The organism is Treponema denticola (assembly GCF_024400535.1).
Lineage (GTDB): Bacteria > Spirochaetota > Spirochaetia > Treponematales > Treponemataceae > Treponema_B > Treponema_B denticola_C.
Genome location: NZ_CP038800.1, coordinates 2,503,982 through 2,519,241 on the forward strand (window position 1 = coordinate 2,503,982; position 15,260 = coordinate 2,519,241).

Sequence of the window (15,260 nt, forward strand, 5' to 3'; positions counted from 1 at the left end):
TGTTATAATGAGCTATCATCGGTGGAGGAACCTATGTTTAATATCAAAAAGAAAATTATATCGATTACTTTAATCTTTGCCGTTTTAGCGGCAGGCGCTTCCGCAGTCTTTGCAGAAGATGCAGTAACGATCAAAATGCTTTTTAAACTTTTACCTGAAAAGGTATTAAAGCCTGTTTTTGATAATTTTAACTTGGATACAGCACGCAGGGATTCGTACATTGAGGTCTGCGATGAGGAAAACCGGTATTTGAGCCTTAAAAGCGAGTACGGTTTTGAAATGTGCTATTGGAATCTAAAAGGCGGTAAAAAGCTTATTTTGGTAAGCTACGGAGGTGCCGGGCCCGAGGTCTTTTACCTTTACAATAAAGGCAAATTTTCCGAAACGAATGATTACGGCATAAAAACGATAAAAGAACAGGTAAAAAAAAGCCCTGCACTTGAAGGTATGAATGATTTGATACGTTTTTATCCGCTGCGGGATAATACTTCGCTTGCGGTAATGATAAACCAGCTTGATTGTATGGTTTTTAAGTGGAAAAATGAAAAATTTGTCCGCATTAATGATTATGTGCTAAAAGAAACCGATGATGAGTCAGATGTTTACAATATATTATTGAACGGTTTTGTAAAAGTTCTTAATGCCCATGATGCGGCTTCTTGTTTGCAGTATATTAAACCTGATTATATCGCATCCCAATGTATGGATATGCATCAAGGATGGACGGAACAATTTATTTGCGAACTTATTGCAGGTCAAAACGAAGATTCCGAATATATTGAACCGCATAGCTTAATGGATATAAAAAAAGCAAGCTACAGCTTAAATAGTGAGTTAGGCTTTATGATTACCATCGAACTTATCGACGGGCGTACCTATACCTATTTTCCTATGATTGAAGGGTTTGAAGAGGCTGAAATATATGGGCTCCCAATTCAGTATCTTTATCTTGTAGGAGCTAAGGGATAAAACCTAAGAGGAAAGAATGAAGGACGATATTAAAATAAATTTGGAAGAAGTGCATAGACGGATGGAAAAAGCTTGCAAGGCCTGCGGAAGGGATCTTAAAGAGGTAAGGCTTCTTATGGCAACAAAGACCGTTACACCGGAAAGAATCTTAAAGGCCTTTGAATACGGTGAACTTTTAATAGGAGAAAACAAGGTTCAGGAGCTATGCGAAAAGTATGAGCCTCTTTCATCGGTAAAACACGAGACCCATTTTATAGGGCATCTGCAAACCAATAAGATAAAAGACGTAATAAAATATGCCGACTGCATTGAGTCTGTCGACAGGCTTGACTTAGCCGAAAAGCTTAGCAAAAGACTTGAACCCGAGGGGAAGACCATGGATATTTTAATTCAGGTAAACACCTCTCAAGAAGAAAGCAAATTCGGATGTAAGCCTGAAGAAGCTCTAGCTCTAACCGAAAAAATTGCAAAACTTCCCTGCTTAAAAATAAAAGGCCTTATGACAATAGGTCTTTTTTCCGATGATATGGATAAGGTGAGACTTTGTTTTAAGCTCCTGCAAAAAATTCGAAAAGAAATAACCGAAAAAAACATTCCCAATGTTTCGATGGAGGTTGTTTCTATGGGAATGACGGGAGATCTTGAAGTTGCTATCGAAGAAGGCTCAACCCTAATAAGAGTAGGTACGGCAATTTTCGGCAAAAGAAATTATCCCGATTCCTATTATTGGAACGAAAATGCAAAAATTGAAGGTTAAACTTTTTGGTTTATGTTTTTTTTCTCTTTTCATATTTTACTCCTTTGCTCAAGATTTTGACGCTTTGACGAGGGTTCAAAAGAGGGTTGTAAACATAGAAGCCGCCGTGTCGGAAGTCGATATTTTTATAAGTGCCTATGACGGGGACACGATAGCCTATAAAGCGGAGCTCAGCGCGGGCACAAAACTTTCGATAGTTGAACATAAAAAGAAGTTAAGGTTTACCGAGATAAAACCGGCAAGCGGAAAACTTTTTATCTATGTTCCAAAAGATTTTTTACTTGAATCATGCAGAATTCTTGCAAGTCATTCTTCCATAAAAATTGAAGGCATAAAGGCCGTTCATTTTTCGGTTTCGGGGAATTTTAATCGGGCTGAAATTACAGGCTCCCGTTTAAAAAACAGCCTGATTGCACTTTCAAACGGCAGCCTTACCTTTAATAACGGCATTGTAACTGCGGCCGATTTTTGCTTAAACACCTCAACGGCAAAGATTCAAATAGCCGAAGAAAAGGCGGATTGCAACCTTTTTGTAACAAAACAAAAATGTGAAAAATTCTTATATGATGGGGAAGCTTATACCGATAAAATTTTAGCCCTTTCGCCGTCCAAACCTAAAAAATTCATCTCGATGAGTGCTTCTTTTTCTGACATAGACTTGGGCTTTTCGGCACCTTTAAAAGAACCGGCAGAAAAATTCGATAAATACGGAGTCAGCGAATTCGGCCCCACCCCATCTCCCAATTTGGTAAACAACGAAGCAAATTTTTTACCGAAAACCGGCAAATAAGCAATGAAAATATACAAGGATGTATATTCATTAACCGCCATGGATGGCGGTGGTTCCAACTTCGAGAGTTTTGCATAAGCAAAACTCTAAGATGAAAAATATACAAGGATGTATATTTTTCATTAACCGATTGACAAGTTTTTAAGTTTTTGATATACTCAAAACTCTTTTTAAGGGCCCATAGCTCAGTTGGTTAGAGCAGCGGACTCATAATCCGCGGGTCGCCGGTTCAAGTCCAGCTGGGCCCACTTTTCTTTTTAATCTTTTGTGCAGCCGAATTATGCCGCTGCAAAAAAAACCTTTAGTTTCCCATTCGATGGGAAATTCCTTAATTGACAAGCCCCAATCCTTATGATAAACTAATAACTATGATGGATTTTAGTAGAAAACTGCCTATAGGCGTACAAAGTTTTAAAGATTTGCGAGAAAAAGAATTCCTCTATGTTGATAAAACGGAATATGTTTTCCGTCTTGCTAGTGCAAGTAAGGTTTACTTTTTAAGCCGCCCCCGCCGCTTCGGTAAAAGCCTTTTTCTTTCAACATTAGAAGCCTATTTTTTAGGTCAAAAAGAATTATTTAAAGGCCTGGCAATCGAAAAACTGGAAGAAGCCGAAAAAGAAAATCGAGAAATATGGCAGAAATATCCGATATTATATTTTGATTTTAATGTAGGTAGGTATGCCGATGCAGATGCCCTCAATGAAAGATTAGGATTTTTACTCAAAAATATAGAAACACAATATGAAATTACCCCCGACAGCATAGACAGTTTAGGTTCAAGATTTGAAAGAACTATAAGAACTGCCTACGAAAAAACCGGCAAGCAGGTAGTTATACTAATTGACGAATACGATAAGCCTCTTCTTCAAACAATGGGAGTAAATGAAGAATTAAACACAGAGTACAAGGCTGTCTTAAAGGCTTTTTACTCCGTATTAAAAAGCAATGATGAGTATATCCGATTTGCCTTTTTAACGGGAGTTACAAAATTCAGCAAGGTAAGTATTTTCAGCGATTTAAACAATCTAAACGATATAAGTCTAAACCCTGAGTTTTCAGCTATTTGCGGAATAAGTCAAGAAGAATTAGTAAAAACCTTCCGCCCCGAAATAGAAACCCTAGCCGAAAAAAACGAGCTCAACTATGAGGATTGTATTTCGGCCTTAAAGAAAAGATATGACGGTTATTGTTTTTCTTACGAAACGGAAACAATGTACAACCCATTCAGTCTGCTCAATGTCTTTTTTTCAAAACGATTTGAAGACTATTGGTTTGCAACAGGTACTCCGACCTTTTTGGTAAACGAATTAAAAAGGGAGAACTACAACATTCCCCACTTGGACGGAAATGTGGAGATGAGTTCAGCATTTTTATCCGATTACAGGGCCGGTGTGGACTCAATTATACCCGTACTGTTTCAATCGGGCTACCTAACGATAAAAGGCTATGATAAAGAATATAAGATGTATAGGCTTGGCTTTCCGAATGAGGAAGTTCGTTACGGCTTTTTATATAATCTTTTACCCGAATATTCAAATATAAGCTTTACCAATACCTCTTTTAATGTGGTTCAGTTTACAAAGGATTTAAGAGCGGGAAAAATAGATGAGTTTATGCAAAGATTAAAGTCGATAATGGCGAGCCTCCCCTACGATACTGTAAAAAAAGATACCGATAAAAGCATTGCATTGAGGGAGCATAATTTTCAAGTTTGTATTTACTTGGTTTTTGCCCTTATGGGACAGTTTGTCGAAGTGGAAACGCCCTCCTCTGCAGGAAGAACCGACTGCCTTGTAAAAACCGAAAAGGCAATTTACATCTTTGAGTTTAAGCTAAAGGAAAGTGCGGAAGATGCCTTAAAACAAATCAAAGAAAAAAACTATGCCGAAAGGTACAAGGCGGACAACAAAAAGATAGTGCTTATCGGCGTCAGCTTTAATGCGGAAGAAAATACTGTGAGCGAGTGGTTAAGCGAAACTGTATAGGCTTAAAATCTTTCAGATTAAAATCTTCTTTTCTTTTTACAAACTGTAATAAAGCGAAAAAAAGTGCATTATGCTTCCGCCTATAACAAAGAGGTGCCAGATGCTGTGTGCCCATTTTACTTTCTTCATTGCATAAAAAATACAACCGGCAGTATAAATAATTCCGCCTACAATTAAAAACTTAAAACTTAAAAGCGGCAGCTGTTCTTTTAAAGGCCTTGCGGCAAAAATGATGAGCCAACCCATAGGGATATAGGTAATAACCGATAGAACCCTTACCCTGCTTCCTAATATCGAGTATAAAACTATGCCTAGGACAGCCATTCCCCAGATAATGCCGAAGATTGTCCAGCCGACAGCTCCGTTGAGGGCAGAAAGACAGTAGGCAGTGTAGGTTCCGGCTATCAGTATGTAGATTGAGCAGTGGTCGAATATGCCGAATACTTTTTTTGCTTTTAGCGGAAGAGCATGGTATAGGGTTGAAAAAAGATAGAGGATTATCAAGGAGGCTCCGAAAATGGTAAAGCCTACTACATAACCGGCCTTTAAATCAGGCGGAGCATAACGGGCAGCCCTTATAATTAAAAGCACGAGGGCCGCAATCGAAAGACCTACCCCTATTCCGTGAGTTACGGCATTTGCAATTTCTTCACCTATAGAATATCGGCGTTTAATTTTTTCTTCTTTCATAATTATTATTTAGACAGTTTAAGGGAGTTAAGGTTGCATGGGGAATATTAATAAAAAAGAGGCGATTTGATCCGTTGCATTTTTTTGTCTTTTTTAGTATAATTTTAACGCTGAAAGCGTGAAGAAAATATGTTTTTTTGCCGATAATTAAATATAAAAAGTTGTGCAGGTTTAAATGAAAAAAACTCATTATTTGTTTGCAGGTATAATCGGTTTTCTCCTTGTACTAGGTACAGTCTATTTTGCCTTAGATGGCTTTGATTCTATTAATCTATCTCAAAACTCATTAGATGGGGGAATGGGCGGAGGAGATACAAGATTGCCGACTTTTAGACCTGATAAGGAAATTTCGGAAATAAAGCTCCCCCCCTTGGACTACATAGTATATTCGGTAAAAAAAGGCGACATGGTAGGCGAGATAGCCTCCCGATATGGGGTAAGTCAGGATGCAATTATAAGCTTAAACAAACTTAGAAACACAAGAACTCTTCAAATAGGACAGCTGTTGAAAATACCCTCAATGGACGGAATTGTTTATACTCCGAAAAAAGGCGATACGCCTGAAAAATTGGCCGACACCTATAAAATTTCACTTGAAAAATTAGCTCTGGTCAATAACATTTCGGATAACAACATACTAAAAGCAGGTTCAGTAATATTCTTGCCTGATGCAAAACTGGACTGGGTAACCCTTCAAGAAATAAATGGAGACCTTTTTAAGTCTCCCATACATGGAGGATACAGGGTAACATCCAGATACGGCTGGAGACGGGACCCTTTTACAGGAAACAGGAGCTTTCATAACGGTATAGACCTTGCAACATATCATGGAGCCCCCATCTATGCAGCCCTTCCGGGAACCGTGGCTGCAACAGGCTACAGTAATGTATACGGTAACTATGTAATAATAAGGCATCACTCAGGCTATCAAACCCTTTACGGACACATGCATACGATTATAACCTCTCGCGGAAAGTATGTTACTTCACAAAGCAAGATAGGAACCGTAGGCACAACAGGAAGAAGTACCGGCCCCCATGTTCATTTTACGGTTTACAAAAACGGAGCTACGATAAATCCTGTCGCCGTATGGAATTAACCTAAAGCTCTTATAAGATATTCTAGAAATATTTACATATTTTCTATTTTTGATCCTTTAAATCCAGCTTTTTTACAAAAAAGTCAAGATTACGGTAAACAAAGACAGCTGAATAAACGCTTACAAATATGGCAAATACAAGAGCAAAAGGAACTACAAAACTAAGCTTAAAATTCTCTGCTGCCCATTTACCTATTTCTGTAAACGGTATATAAGCAAGGCCGACAATCATCAATAAGCCGACAAGAGCCCATGGTAAGATGCTGACATTAGGAAGCTGATATTTTTCTGCCTGAAGGCTTAAAAGATCCGGAACTGCAGCATTAATCTTTACCATAGTTTTTTCGGTAAGAATCTCATCTGCCTTGGTCCTAAAAGAAGAGATATATAGATTCGAGGCTTGAGTAAGAGCACGGACAAGGCTGCGGCATTTTTTACACCTCAAAAGATGGAAAGTAACTGCAAAAGGAACCGCCTCATGCTTATCAAGCATCATATAACGGTTAATAGCTTCATTACATGTCATAGGCTAAATTCAATTTAAATAAAACGGGATATTTAGGACTTTCTTCTTGTCCGTAAATTCCTTGATTTTCAAGTTCGGTTTTTAATATTTTTTTTGAGCGGAAAATATGGGACTTAATAGTGTTTACGGGTATACCCGTAACCGATTCTATATCCGCATAGGGCATATCATAAAAGAAATAAAGGTCGATACATATTCTGTATTTTTCGGGGAGGTCATTTACAGCCCGCCTGATTGCATTTTTTACACAATTTTGGATCTGCTTTTCTTCGGGAGTTAAATCGTTTGTTTTTATTTCAAAATCGTCAAAGGCAGAAACGAATTCTCTTTTACGCTTAACAGAGTTGATAGCCGAATTATAGGCAATCCTCATAAGCCATGTAGAAAAAGAAGACTCTCCGCGGAATTTAGGCAGAGCCGAAAAAGTTTTAAGCATTATATCCTGTACAAAATCTTCAGAGTCATCATGGTTTTTAAAAAAGCTCATCCCCAAAGAATAGATACGCTTTTGATACTTTGCAGCAATGAGGCTGAAGGTCTCGGTATTTCCTGCAAGGACGGCCTTACATAAGAGGCGGTCTTGCACGGCTTCAGGAGATTCTTTTCTGAGTAAATTGGAAAATTTAATCATCTTTCAGTTTCCCTTTTTCTGCCATTAGATGAAATAAAATAGTAGAGCAAAAGGCCTATACCGCAGCTTAAGGGTACAAGACCGCCTAAAAGTACATAGCTCAGTCCGTCTATTACCGAAAATAGAACGGTCAATACGCCCCCTATCATCAGCAAAAGAATACCCGAAATAAGGCAAAAACCCGACAAATTAAATTTTATCGGAATATATGTTTTAGTTTGAATTTGACAGATTATCTGCTTGTTACGCCAAAATAAGTAGAAAAAAATTAAAACGCCGGCCATAACAATACCGACTATAGGAACAACAGCTATAATAATTTGCGCAGCCGCAACGGGTTGTCCGTTCATTTCAATTCCTCCAAAATATGATTTTAGGAACCTTATTCCAAAATAACGAAATCTTTAAAATATAGGCGTTTTATACGCGATAAATTTAGAATAGAATTTATCTCGGCCAATACTTCTTTTTTAACCTCGTTTTCAGGCATGGTATAAAGCTCATATACGGTTTTTTTCGAAAACCAGTCAATTATACTCTTCCTTATATCTTCCTTCTTTTGAACAAGTTCCTCTTCAAAGGCCTTATCCTCGGAATTATACTCCAAAACGGGAAAAACGACAAGGGTTCCGGGGGTGGTATCGGCTGTAGAAATTCTAAGCTTTCCTAAATCGGAATAAAGAGCCTTTTTTCCGCGTATCTCCGAAGGACTTTCAGGTCTTAAAGCCTCATCGGTATTTTTTTTCTTAAAAAGAGAAAAAATGGAACCTGCAATTATAATAAGGATTATTGCAAAAAGCACATATTTAAGGAATTTATATAATTTTAAGCCCTTCCGTTTATTTTTAAGCATACTCAATTATATAAAATGGAAGCCGAATATTCAATAGAGACTTTAGTTTATTTGCTCTGTTACTTGTTTGCCAAAAAACCGCCTACAGGATATTGGAAGATTCTAAGGTCGAATTCGTGAACAGACGCAAAAAGATGGTCAAAAATATCGGCTTGAATTTTTTCGTACTCTCCCCAGTCGGTGGTTGCAGTAAAAACATAAATCTCCAAGGGAACGCCTGTAGCTCCCGGCTCAAGCTGCCGCACCAAAAAGGTCAAATCCTTTCTTAAAGTATCAAGGCTTTGAAGATAGCGCGTAACATACATTCTAAATGTGCCGATATTGGTAAGCCTTCTATCGTTTAAGGGATGCTCCGTATCGCTGCCGTATTGGGCACTTATATCCGAGCTTTCAACTTCGGCAAAGTAGGATTTTAAAAGGTCTATCTTCCCTACTCTTCGCCTCAGCTCTTCATCCATAAATTTTACGGAAGAAACATCCAAAAAGATTGAACGCTTGATACGCCTTCCGCCCGTTTCCTGCATTCCGCGCCAGTTTTTAAAACCGCTTTGCATCAGGTCGCTTGTCGGTAAAACGGAAATAGTCTTATCCCAGTTTTGAATTTTTATCGTATGTAAGGCAACCTCGGTAACATCTCCGTCGGCATCATATTTAGGAACCGAAATCCAATCGCCTCTTCTAACCAAATCGTAGGAAGAAATCTGGAGGCTTGCCACAAAAGAAAGAATCGTCTCGCGGAAGACCAAAAGAAGAACAGCCGTCATAGCTCCTATTCCGCTTAAAAGAGACCATGGGGACTTTCCGCTGATTGTTCCTGCAGCGATGATAAAGCCTGCAATATAAACAATTAAGATAAAAACCTGAATATAACTGCGGTATGGCTTTCCCGCAAATCGGGGTTCATTTTCGGTATAGGCTGTAAGTCCGTCTAAGAGGCCGTGCAAAAGTCTTATTATTATCCATATCGAAATAAGGCTTGCAAGTTTTTGCATAAGCCCCGCTCCGAAACTTAATTTTAGCGACAAAAAATTAAAAGCAAAAATATATATAATAAGCGAAATGCGTTCTACATGAATTTTATCAAAAATATAATCATCCAGTTTGCTTTTTGTTTTGGCTGTAATGCGGGACAGTATTTTTTTTACCGTTCCCGACAGTATTTTCTTTAACACTTTATGAAGAATAAAAGAAACAGCCAAAACGGCAAACAGCCAAAAAATATCGCCTCTCACTGAATCTTCCGAAAGCCATTTTTGAACATTATCCAATAAATTTTGCATAAAATATAATACCTCTTAAAATGTTAAAATAAATATTCTTTAATTTTAATTAAAAAAGTGAAGTCTGTAAAGAGCTTTTGAAAAGGAGTGTTCCACGGAAATCAATTTTACTAAAAACTGCCGATAATGTAGGTATGGAAATAGAAAATATATTTGATTACTTTAACGACATCAAAATAATAAGCAATTACGACGGATATTTTTACAGCGTAAATGAAGCTTTAAAAATATTACTACTTGGACTTCTTTGCGGCGTAAAACATTAGAGAAATACACGAATGGGCAACTGCCGACATTATAAAGATAGGCTCAATAAAGATTCGGCATAAAAGATACCTTGCTATTATTGGCTAACCTGTCTACTTAAATTGATAAACATAGACTCATTAAACGAATGTTTTATGAATATGGCTGAAGCTCTTATCAAAGAATACGGTACAGAAAAGCCTCTTACAATAGCGATAGACGGAAAAACTATCCGTTCAACAGATAAAATGAGCAGCTATGAAAGTCCGCTGCACATAGTCTCTGCACAAGTTGCAGAATTTGGTATAACATTGGCACAAAAGTGTGTTAAAGGAAAGACAAATGAGATACCTACGGTTCAATCTCTTATAAAAACTCTTAATATAAAAGGGCATATAATCGTTGCAGATGCCTTAAATTGTCAAAAAGAAACGGCAAAAATCATAAAAGAAGGAAAAGGGGACTATTTATTGTCGGTAAAAGGGAACCAGCCTTTATTAAAAGCGGATATTGAAGAATATGTTCAAGATGAAATTCTAAGAAAACAAATGGACACGGCTTGTAAAAGTGAAAAAAATCGTGAAAGAGTTGAAAAGCGAACAGCCTTCTGCACAACTAATTTAGGTTGGATGGATAATACGGATGAATGGGAGGGGTTAAGCTGTATTGGAGCTATTCATTCAGAGTTTAAGAGTAAGAAAGGAAAGAGTGATGAATGGCATTATTATATTTCGAGCAGAAAACTTACAGCTCAACAGCTATTGGATATAGCAAGAAAAGAATGGGTTGTAGAAACCATGCATTGGTTATTAGATGTTCATTTTAGAGAAGACTTTTGTCGGCTTTTAGATAAAAATCTACAACAAGCCTTGAACATAGGACGGAAAGTGGCGTTAAATTTGGTCTCGCGATACAAACAAAAAAATGCACCTAAATCTTCTTTGTCACACATTATGTTTAAAGCTCTCATGGATATATCTTTTATCAAAAAAATATTACAAAATTGATTTCCATGGGAGTGTTCTTGATTCACTTGCAAAACTTGTGTTATATTAAGACTATGAGAATAGCTATTGTAGACGATGAAAAGCTCATCTGTGAAGGACTAAAAATTATCTTTCAATCCTATCCCGATATTGAGGTTATTGCAACAGGCAGCAACGGAAACGATGCCCTAAAAATATGCGAAGAAAAAAATCCTGAGCTAATCCTAATGGATATAAGGATGCCGGAATGTAACGGTGTAGAAGCAACAAAAAAAATTAAAAAGAGTTTCCCCGATATAAAAATATTGATTCTCACAACATTTAACGATACCGAATATATTCAAAAAGCCCTTCAATACGGAGCATCGGGCTATCTTTTAAAGGACAGTTCGCCGGACGTAATCTATGACGGAATCAAGGCTGCAATTTCAGGGAACATCGTTATAAATCCTGAAGTCGCAAAAACCATGCTTTTTGAAAATCATGAAGAGGAAGAAAGAGTTATAAGGCCCTTGACTGAAATTCAAGACGAGTTCGGTTTGAGCCAAAAAGAGATAGAAATTATAAGGCTGGTTGCAGAAGGGCTTTCCAATAAACAGATTGCCTACAAACAGGGACTTTCGGAAGGCACAATAAAAAACAATATTTCGATAATATTCGATAAAACATTTGTTTCCGATAGGACACAGCTTGCCGCCTTTGCCTTTAAAAACGGGATTGTGTAAAGATTTAAGCTAATTTTTCTTTTGCTTATTTATTTTCCCCTCATCCCTCTTAACAATTCTCTTGCCGTTGTTTCTTCATCGTAGGGCATGATTCGATCTTTAAAGATGATGGAGTTTTCGTGGCCTTTTCCTAAAAGGAGGACTGCATCGTTTTTACCTGCAAGGTTGAATGCTTTTTTGATGGCAGAGGGGCGGTCGGGGATTATAAATAGTTCTTCTCCGCGTTTTTTTTCGGGACAGCCTGCGGCTATCATTTCCAAAAGCTCAACGGAATCCTCGCCTCGAGGGTCTTCGTCTGCAAGAATTACAATATCGGAATATATGGCGGCAATCCTTCCCTGCTCCGGCCTCTTTTTTACATCTCTTTCTCCGCCTGAACCGAAAAGACTTATAACCTTCCCTCCCGATTTTTTTATGCGTTCTTTTATTGAAGGAAAAATTGTCATAAAAGAAGAAGGCGTGTGAGCATAATCGATAAGCACTTCAAAATCCTGCCCCTCATCTATCAGCATCATTCTTCCCTTTACGGGTTTTACAAGAGGAAGTTTTTCGATTATGCACGCGATATCAAGCCCCGTAATTCTTTGTACTGCCAAGACCGAGGCGAGAATATTTTTTACATTAAAGATTCCTGCAAGTTTTAATTCGCATCCGTATTCTTTTTTTGAGGAAAAATCGCAAAGCGTAAATTTAATTCCGGTTGAAGACTCTTCAATATCCTTTGCAAAAAGGCCTTCATGTTCTTCAATCTTTCGTAGGTCTTTAGGCTCGGTACTAAAAGGGTAGACATTTTTTTGAGTTGCTTCCATAAAATAAGGAGCGGACGGGTCTTCATAGTTTACTATTCCGAATATGGGAAATCCTTTTCCCGGATTTTTATCCAGAGCTCTAAAAAGATTGGCCTTGTCATATCGGTACTGCTCGATAGTTCCGTGAAATTCCAAGTGCTCCTGAGTTACGTTCATAAAAACACCTGCATCAAAGATCACATCCTCAAGACGGGCCGTTTTCGGAGAAAGGCCGTGAGAAGAGGATTCCACTACGGCATAGCCGCAGCCTGAATCCCTCATTTGAGCCAGACGCAGCTGAACGATGTTAGATTCGGGAGTGGTCTGATGTTCCGGATTCGGAATTACATTTCCGTCTATGGAGTATTCGACGGTAGAAAAAAAACCGGCCTTTTTTCCGCAAAGGTTTAAAAGCTGAAAGATAAAAGAAACAGTACTGCTCTTCCCTTCGGTTCCGGTAACGCCTATTAGGCCTAGTGCTCTTGACGGCTCATCATAAAGAAGGGCAGAAACCTTGGACATAGTTTTGCGCACATTATTTACCTGAATAAAACAAATTTCATCACAAGAATGATTATTTAAATCTCCCTCATAAAAGACACAAACAGCTCCATTTTCGATTGCAGAATTTATAAATTTTTTTCCGTCGGTATGAATCCCGGGAAGAGCAAAAAAGGCGGCTCCTTTTTTTATGCCTGTCTTATCATCATAGCTATAAGGCCGAACCTTACGCGAATCATACTCTATAGAATTTATAAGAGATTTATCGTTTCCAAAACAATTTACAACCTCAATAGCATTGATACATTCCTCAATCGATTTTGTGTATTCCATAGTTAAAAAGTATAATTGATAAGATAAAAATTATCAAGTAATATTGATATAAGACATAATCCATGCTATAATTATACATTCAATTCTTCGGAGGTAAGGATATGAAAAATAAATTATTTGCACTTTGGATATTTGCCGTCTTTATTTTTTTAAGTTCATGCGGAAGTCTTTCTTCGCCGGCATCCAAACATGTTCCTTCAAATGATAATGCAGCACATAGCCCTATCGTAAGAGATATTCTAATTGAACTTAACAGGGTAAGACGCAACCCTAAAAAATATGCCGAAGAAGAAATTAAACCTCGATTGAAATACTTTGACGGAAAATTTTATAAAGCTCCGGGACAAATTCCTATATTAACAAATGAGGGGGCATCAGCAGTACAAGAATGTATCGATGTTCTGATGAAGACAAACCCCATGGATCTTTTAGAAATCGAAAAAGGCCTGTGTTCTGCCGCCCAATGGCTTGCCGATGACCAAGCAAAAACAGGAAAAACAGGTCATTACGGCAGCGACGGATATTCTCCCTTTGACCGTATGAACCGTTATGGAAAGGTGCTTATAACTGCCGGAGAAAACTGTGCATACGGCCCTAAGACAGGGAGAGAAATTGTAGCTCAGCTTTTAATCGACGACGGAGTGGCGGATCGCGGACACCGCATAAATATCCTCAAACCGGAATTTAAGAAGGTCGGTATAGGTTATAACAACGAGGCTAATGCCCCCTACGGTACCGTAAGCGTTATGGACTTTGCAGGGGACTATATTTCAAAATAGGCTTTAAGCTTCTTTGCCGACGAGGCACATCCATTCGGCTTCGGCGGCAAGGGTTCCTCCTACATAGGCCTTACCTGCCTGCTTAATCATTCGGGGAGATACACGCAAGTTCGTAACCTCCATTCTAACCTTGTCGCCGGGCTTAACCTGAGAGCGGAATTTAACCTTATCTACTGTAGCCAAAAAGAATAAAGAACCTTCTTCAAAAATCTTTTGAAAACTCAAAGCAGCTCCTCCGGCTTGAGCCATTGTTTCTACAAGGATAACCCCCGGCACAACAGGGTATTCGGGAAAGTGCCCCTTAAAAAAGAATTCGTCTTGGGTAAAGACGTGTTCACTCACACTCCCGTTTTCGTCGGCACTGATAATCTCGTCCACAAACAAAAAAGGTTTTCTGTGAGGGATTAAGCTTTCAATATCTTTTGTAATACTCATAGATTTCTCCTTAATTTTCCATAAAAGTAATATCTTAATATGGCAATCAATATTTGTAATCCCTCAATTTTACACAAAATAATAAGATTAAACAAGGACTACAAAATCACTTGTTAATAACACTATAAAAAAAACGGCCGGACAGCTTACCGTTTATAATCGTCATAGTCCCCGAAAAAAAGTTACCGATAGTTGACTAAATTTCTATTTTTTGTATAATATTAGCTGTTGATGACAGTACCGTCACTTTAAACGACGGCTGTATTTTTCGGTAATAAGAAAATAAGGAGATTGTTTATGAACAACAAGTTAGCTTTAAAGGATTTAATCAATATCGGCATTTTTTCCGTTATTTATCTTGTAGGACTTTTTGTAATCGGTATGCCCTTAGGTTTTTTGGTTATAACCTATTTGGCATTTCCCTTTACCGTAAGTTTAATTTTAGGAATTGCGGTAATGTTTTTGCTTGCAAAGGTGCAAAAGCCATTCGGCCTTTTTATCTTTGCAGCAATTCCCGGATGTCTTATGACCCTCATGGGACACACACCTGTAGTTGCAATCCACAGTCTAATCGTTGCGGCCATTGCAGAAATCGTACGAAAAGTACTCGGCTATAATACGGCAAAGGGCAGTATCGCAGGATATTCAATTATGTCTTTATGGCTTTGCGGAGCATTTTGGCAAATCTTCCTTTCAAAAGATCAATATTTTGCTCTCACTGAAAAAATGATAAGCACCGACTACGCAAGAGAATTGACGAGTCTTCCATGGTGGATTATGCCGATTCTTTATGTTACAGCATTTTTAGGCGGACTCCTCGGCGGGCTTTTGGGTGAAAAAGTTTTAAAGAAACACTTTGAAAAAGCAGGTCTTCTGTAAAAAAATTG

At 38.1% G+C, this 15,260-nt stretch carries 18 protein-coding genes and 1 tRNA gene; 11 read left to right on the plus strand and 8 right to left on the minus strand.

The annotated features are described in order from the left end of the window. The first annotated feature begins 33 nt into the window (after positions 1-33). From E4N78_RS11850 to E4N78_RS11870, 5 genes are all read left to right on the plus strand, one after another. Positions 34-969, plus strand: coding sequence for a hypothetical protein (locus E4N78_RS11850; RefSeq protein ID WP_255810740.1), 936 nt, complete (start codon positions 34-36; stop codon positions 967-969). A gap of 16 nt (positions 970-985) precedes the next feature. Further along, positions 986-1,726 (plus strand): YggS family pyridoxal phosphate-dependent enzyme, encoded by a 741-nt coding sequence (locus E4N78_RS11855; RefSeq protein ID WP_255810741.1) that lies wholly within the window; start codon positions 986-988, stop codon positions 1,724-1,726. Then, positions 1,707-2,516: a DUF4097 domain-containing protein gene (locus tag E4N78_RS11860; protein WP_255810742.1), complete on the plus strand. Its 810-nt coding sequence runs from the start codon at positions 1,707-1,709 to the stop codon at positions 2,514-2,516. The genes E4N78_RS11855 and E4N78_RS11860 overlap by 20 nt, the downstream gene beginning before the upstream one ends. A gap of 174 nt (positions 2,517-2,690) precedes the next feature. Further along, positions 2,691-2,764: transfer RNA gene (locus tag E4N78_RS11865), tRNA-Ile, on the plus strand. 123 nt (positions 2,765-2,887) lie between these two features. Continuing rightward, positions 2,888-4,501, plus strand: coding sequence for an ATP-binding protein (locus tag E4N78_RS11870; protein WP_255812360.1), 1,614 nt, complete (start codon positions 2,888-2,890; stop codon positions 4,499-4,501). A gap of 36 nt (positions 4,502-4,537) precedes the next feature. On the opposite strand, the gene trhA is transcribed toward E4N78_RS11870, so the two are convergent. Beyond that, complete coding sequence (trhA, locus tag E4N78_RS11875; RefSeq protein ID WP_255810743.1) at positions 4,538-5,191, minus strand: PAQR family membrane homeostasis protein TrhA; 654 nt, start codon at positions 5,189-5,191, stop codon at positions 4,538-4,540. A 175-nt stretch (positions 5,192-5,366) separates the two neighbouring features. Here trhA and E4N78_RS11880 point away from each other — a divergent pair, with 175 nt between their 5' ends. Beyond that, on the plus strand, positions 5,367-6,290 hold the full coding sequence (locus tag E4N78_RS11880) for a M23 family metallopeptidase (RefSeq protein WP_255810744.1): 924 nt from the start codon (positions 5,367-5,369) through the stop codon (positions 6,288-6,290). 43 nt (positions 6,291-6,333) lie between these two features. Here E4N78_RS11880 and E4N78_RS11885 read toward each other — a convergent pair whose 3' ends face one another. The 5 genes from E4N78_RS11885 to E4N78_RS11905 are packed head-to-tail and all read right to left on the minus strand — an operon-like array spanning position 6,334 to position 9,580. Further along, the gene (locus tag E4N78_RS11885; protein WP_255810745.1) at positions 6,334-6,816 is read right to left on the minus strand and encodes a hypothetical protein; all 483 of its coding nucleotides are present in this window, start codon (positions 6,814-6,816) and stop codon (positions 6,334-6,336) included. Further along, on the minus strand, positions 6,806-7,447 hold the full coding sequence (locus E4N78_RS11890) for an RNA polymerase sigma factor (RefSeq protein ID WP_255810746.1): 642 nt from the start codon (positions 7,445-7,447) through the stop codon (positions 6,806-6,808). Before E4N78_RS11890 ends, E4N78_RS11885 begins: the two co-directional genes overlap by 11 nt. Then, positions 7,444-7,797, minus strand: a complete 354-nt coding sequence (locus tag E4N78_RS11895) for a hypothetical protein (protein ID WP_255810747.1) — start codon at positions 7,795-7,797, stop codon at positions 7,444-7,446. The genes E4N78_RS11890 and E4N78_RS11895 overlap by 4 nt, the downstream gene beginning before the upstream one ends. A 32-nt stretch (positions 7,798-7,829) precedes the next feature. Continuing rightward, positions 7,830-8,300: a flagellar basal body-associated FliL family protein gene (locus E4N78_RS11900; protein ID WP_255810748.1), complete on the minus strand. Its 471-nt coding sequence runs from the start codon at positions 8,298-8,300 to the stop codon at positions 7,830-7,832. Between the two features lie 59 nt (positions 8,301-8,359). After that, complete coding sequence (locus E4N78_RS11905) at positions 8,360-9,580, minus strand: mechanosensitive ion channel family protein (RefSeq protein WP_255810749.1); 1,221 nt, start codon at positions 9,578-9,580, stop codon at positions 8,360-8,362. Between the two features lie 134 nt (positions 9,581-9,714). On the opposite strand from E4N78_RS11905, the gene E4N78_RS11910 reads away from it, so the two are divergent. The 3 genes from E4N78_RS11910 (at position 9,715) to E4N78_RS11920 (ending at position 11,537) form a co-directional block, all read left to right on the plus strand. Beyond that, entirely contained in the window at positions 9,715-9,846 is a 132-nt protein-coding gene (locus E4N78_RS11910; protein WP_255810751.1) for a hypothetical protein, read from the plus strand. A gap of 66 nt (positions 9,847-9,912) precedes the next feature. Then, positions 9,913-10,833, plus strand: a complete 921-nt coding sequence (locus E4N78_RS11915; protein WP_255812336.1) for an ISAs1 family transposase — start codon at positions 9,913-9,915, stop codon at positions 10,831-10,833. 53 nt (positions 10,834-10,886) lie between these two features. Further along, complete coding sequence (locus E4N78_RS11920; protein WP_255810752.1) at positions 10,887-11,537, plus strand: response regulator transcription factor; 651 nt, start codon at positions 10,887-10,889, stop codon at positions 11,535-11,537. Between the two features lie 29 nt (positions 11,538-11,566). Here E4N78_RS11920 and E4N78_RS11925 read toward each other — a convergent pair whose 3' ends face one another. Then, on the minus strand, positions 11,567-13,159 hold the full coding sequence (locus tag E4N78_RS11925) for a UDP-N-acetylmuramoyl-L-alanyl-D-glutamate--2,6-diaminopimelate ligase (protein ID WP_255810753.1): 1,593 nt from the start codon (positions 13,157-13,159) through the stop codon (positions 11,567-11,569). A gap of 101 nt (positions 13,160-13,260) precedes the next feature. Between E4N78_RS11925 and E4N78_RS11930 the strand changes: the two genes are divergently transcribed. Then, on the plus strand, positions 13,261-13,938 hold the full coding sequence (locus E4N78_RS11930; RefSeq protein ID WP_255810755.1) for a CAP domain-containing protein: 678 nt from the start codon (positions 13,261-13,263) through the stop codon (positions 13,936-13,938). A gap of 3 nt (positions 13,939-13,941) precedes the next feature. On the opposite strand, the gene fabZ is transcribed toward E4N78_RS11930, so the two are convergent. Next, positions 13,942-14,373, minus strand: a complete 432-nt coding sequence (gene fabZ / locus E4N78_RS11935; protein WP_253683455.1) for a 3-hydroxyacyl-ACP dehydratase FabZ — start codon at positions 14,371-14,373, stop codon at positions 13,942-13,944. Positions 14,374-14,670: 297 nt separating this feature from the next. Here fabZ and E4N78_RS11940 point away from each other — a divergent pair, with 297 nt between their 5' ends. Then, positions 14,671-15,252 (plus strand): MptD family putative ECF transporter S component, encoded by a 582-nt coding sequence (locus tag E4N78_RS11940; protein WP_253683454.1) that lies wholly within the window; start codon positions 14,671-14,673, stop codon positions 15,250-15,252. Positions 15,253-15,260: the final 8 nt, after the last annotated feature.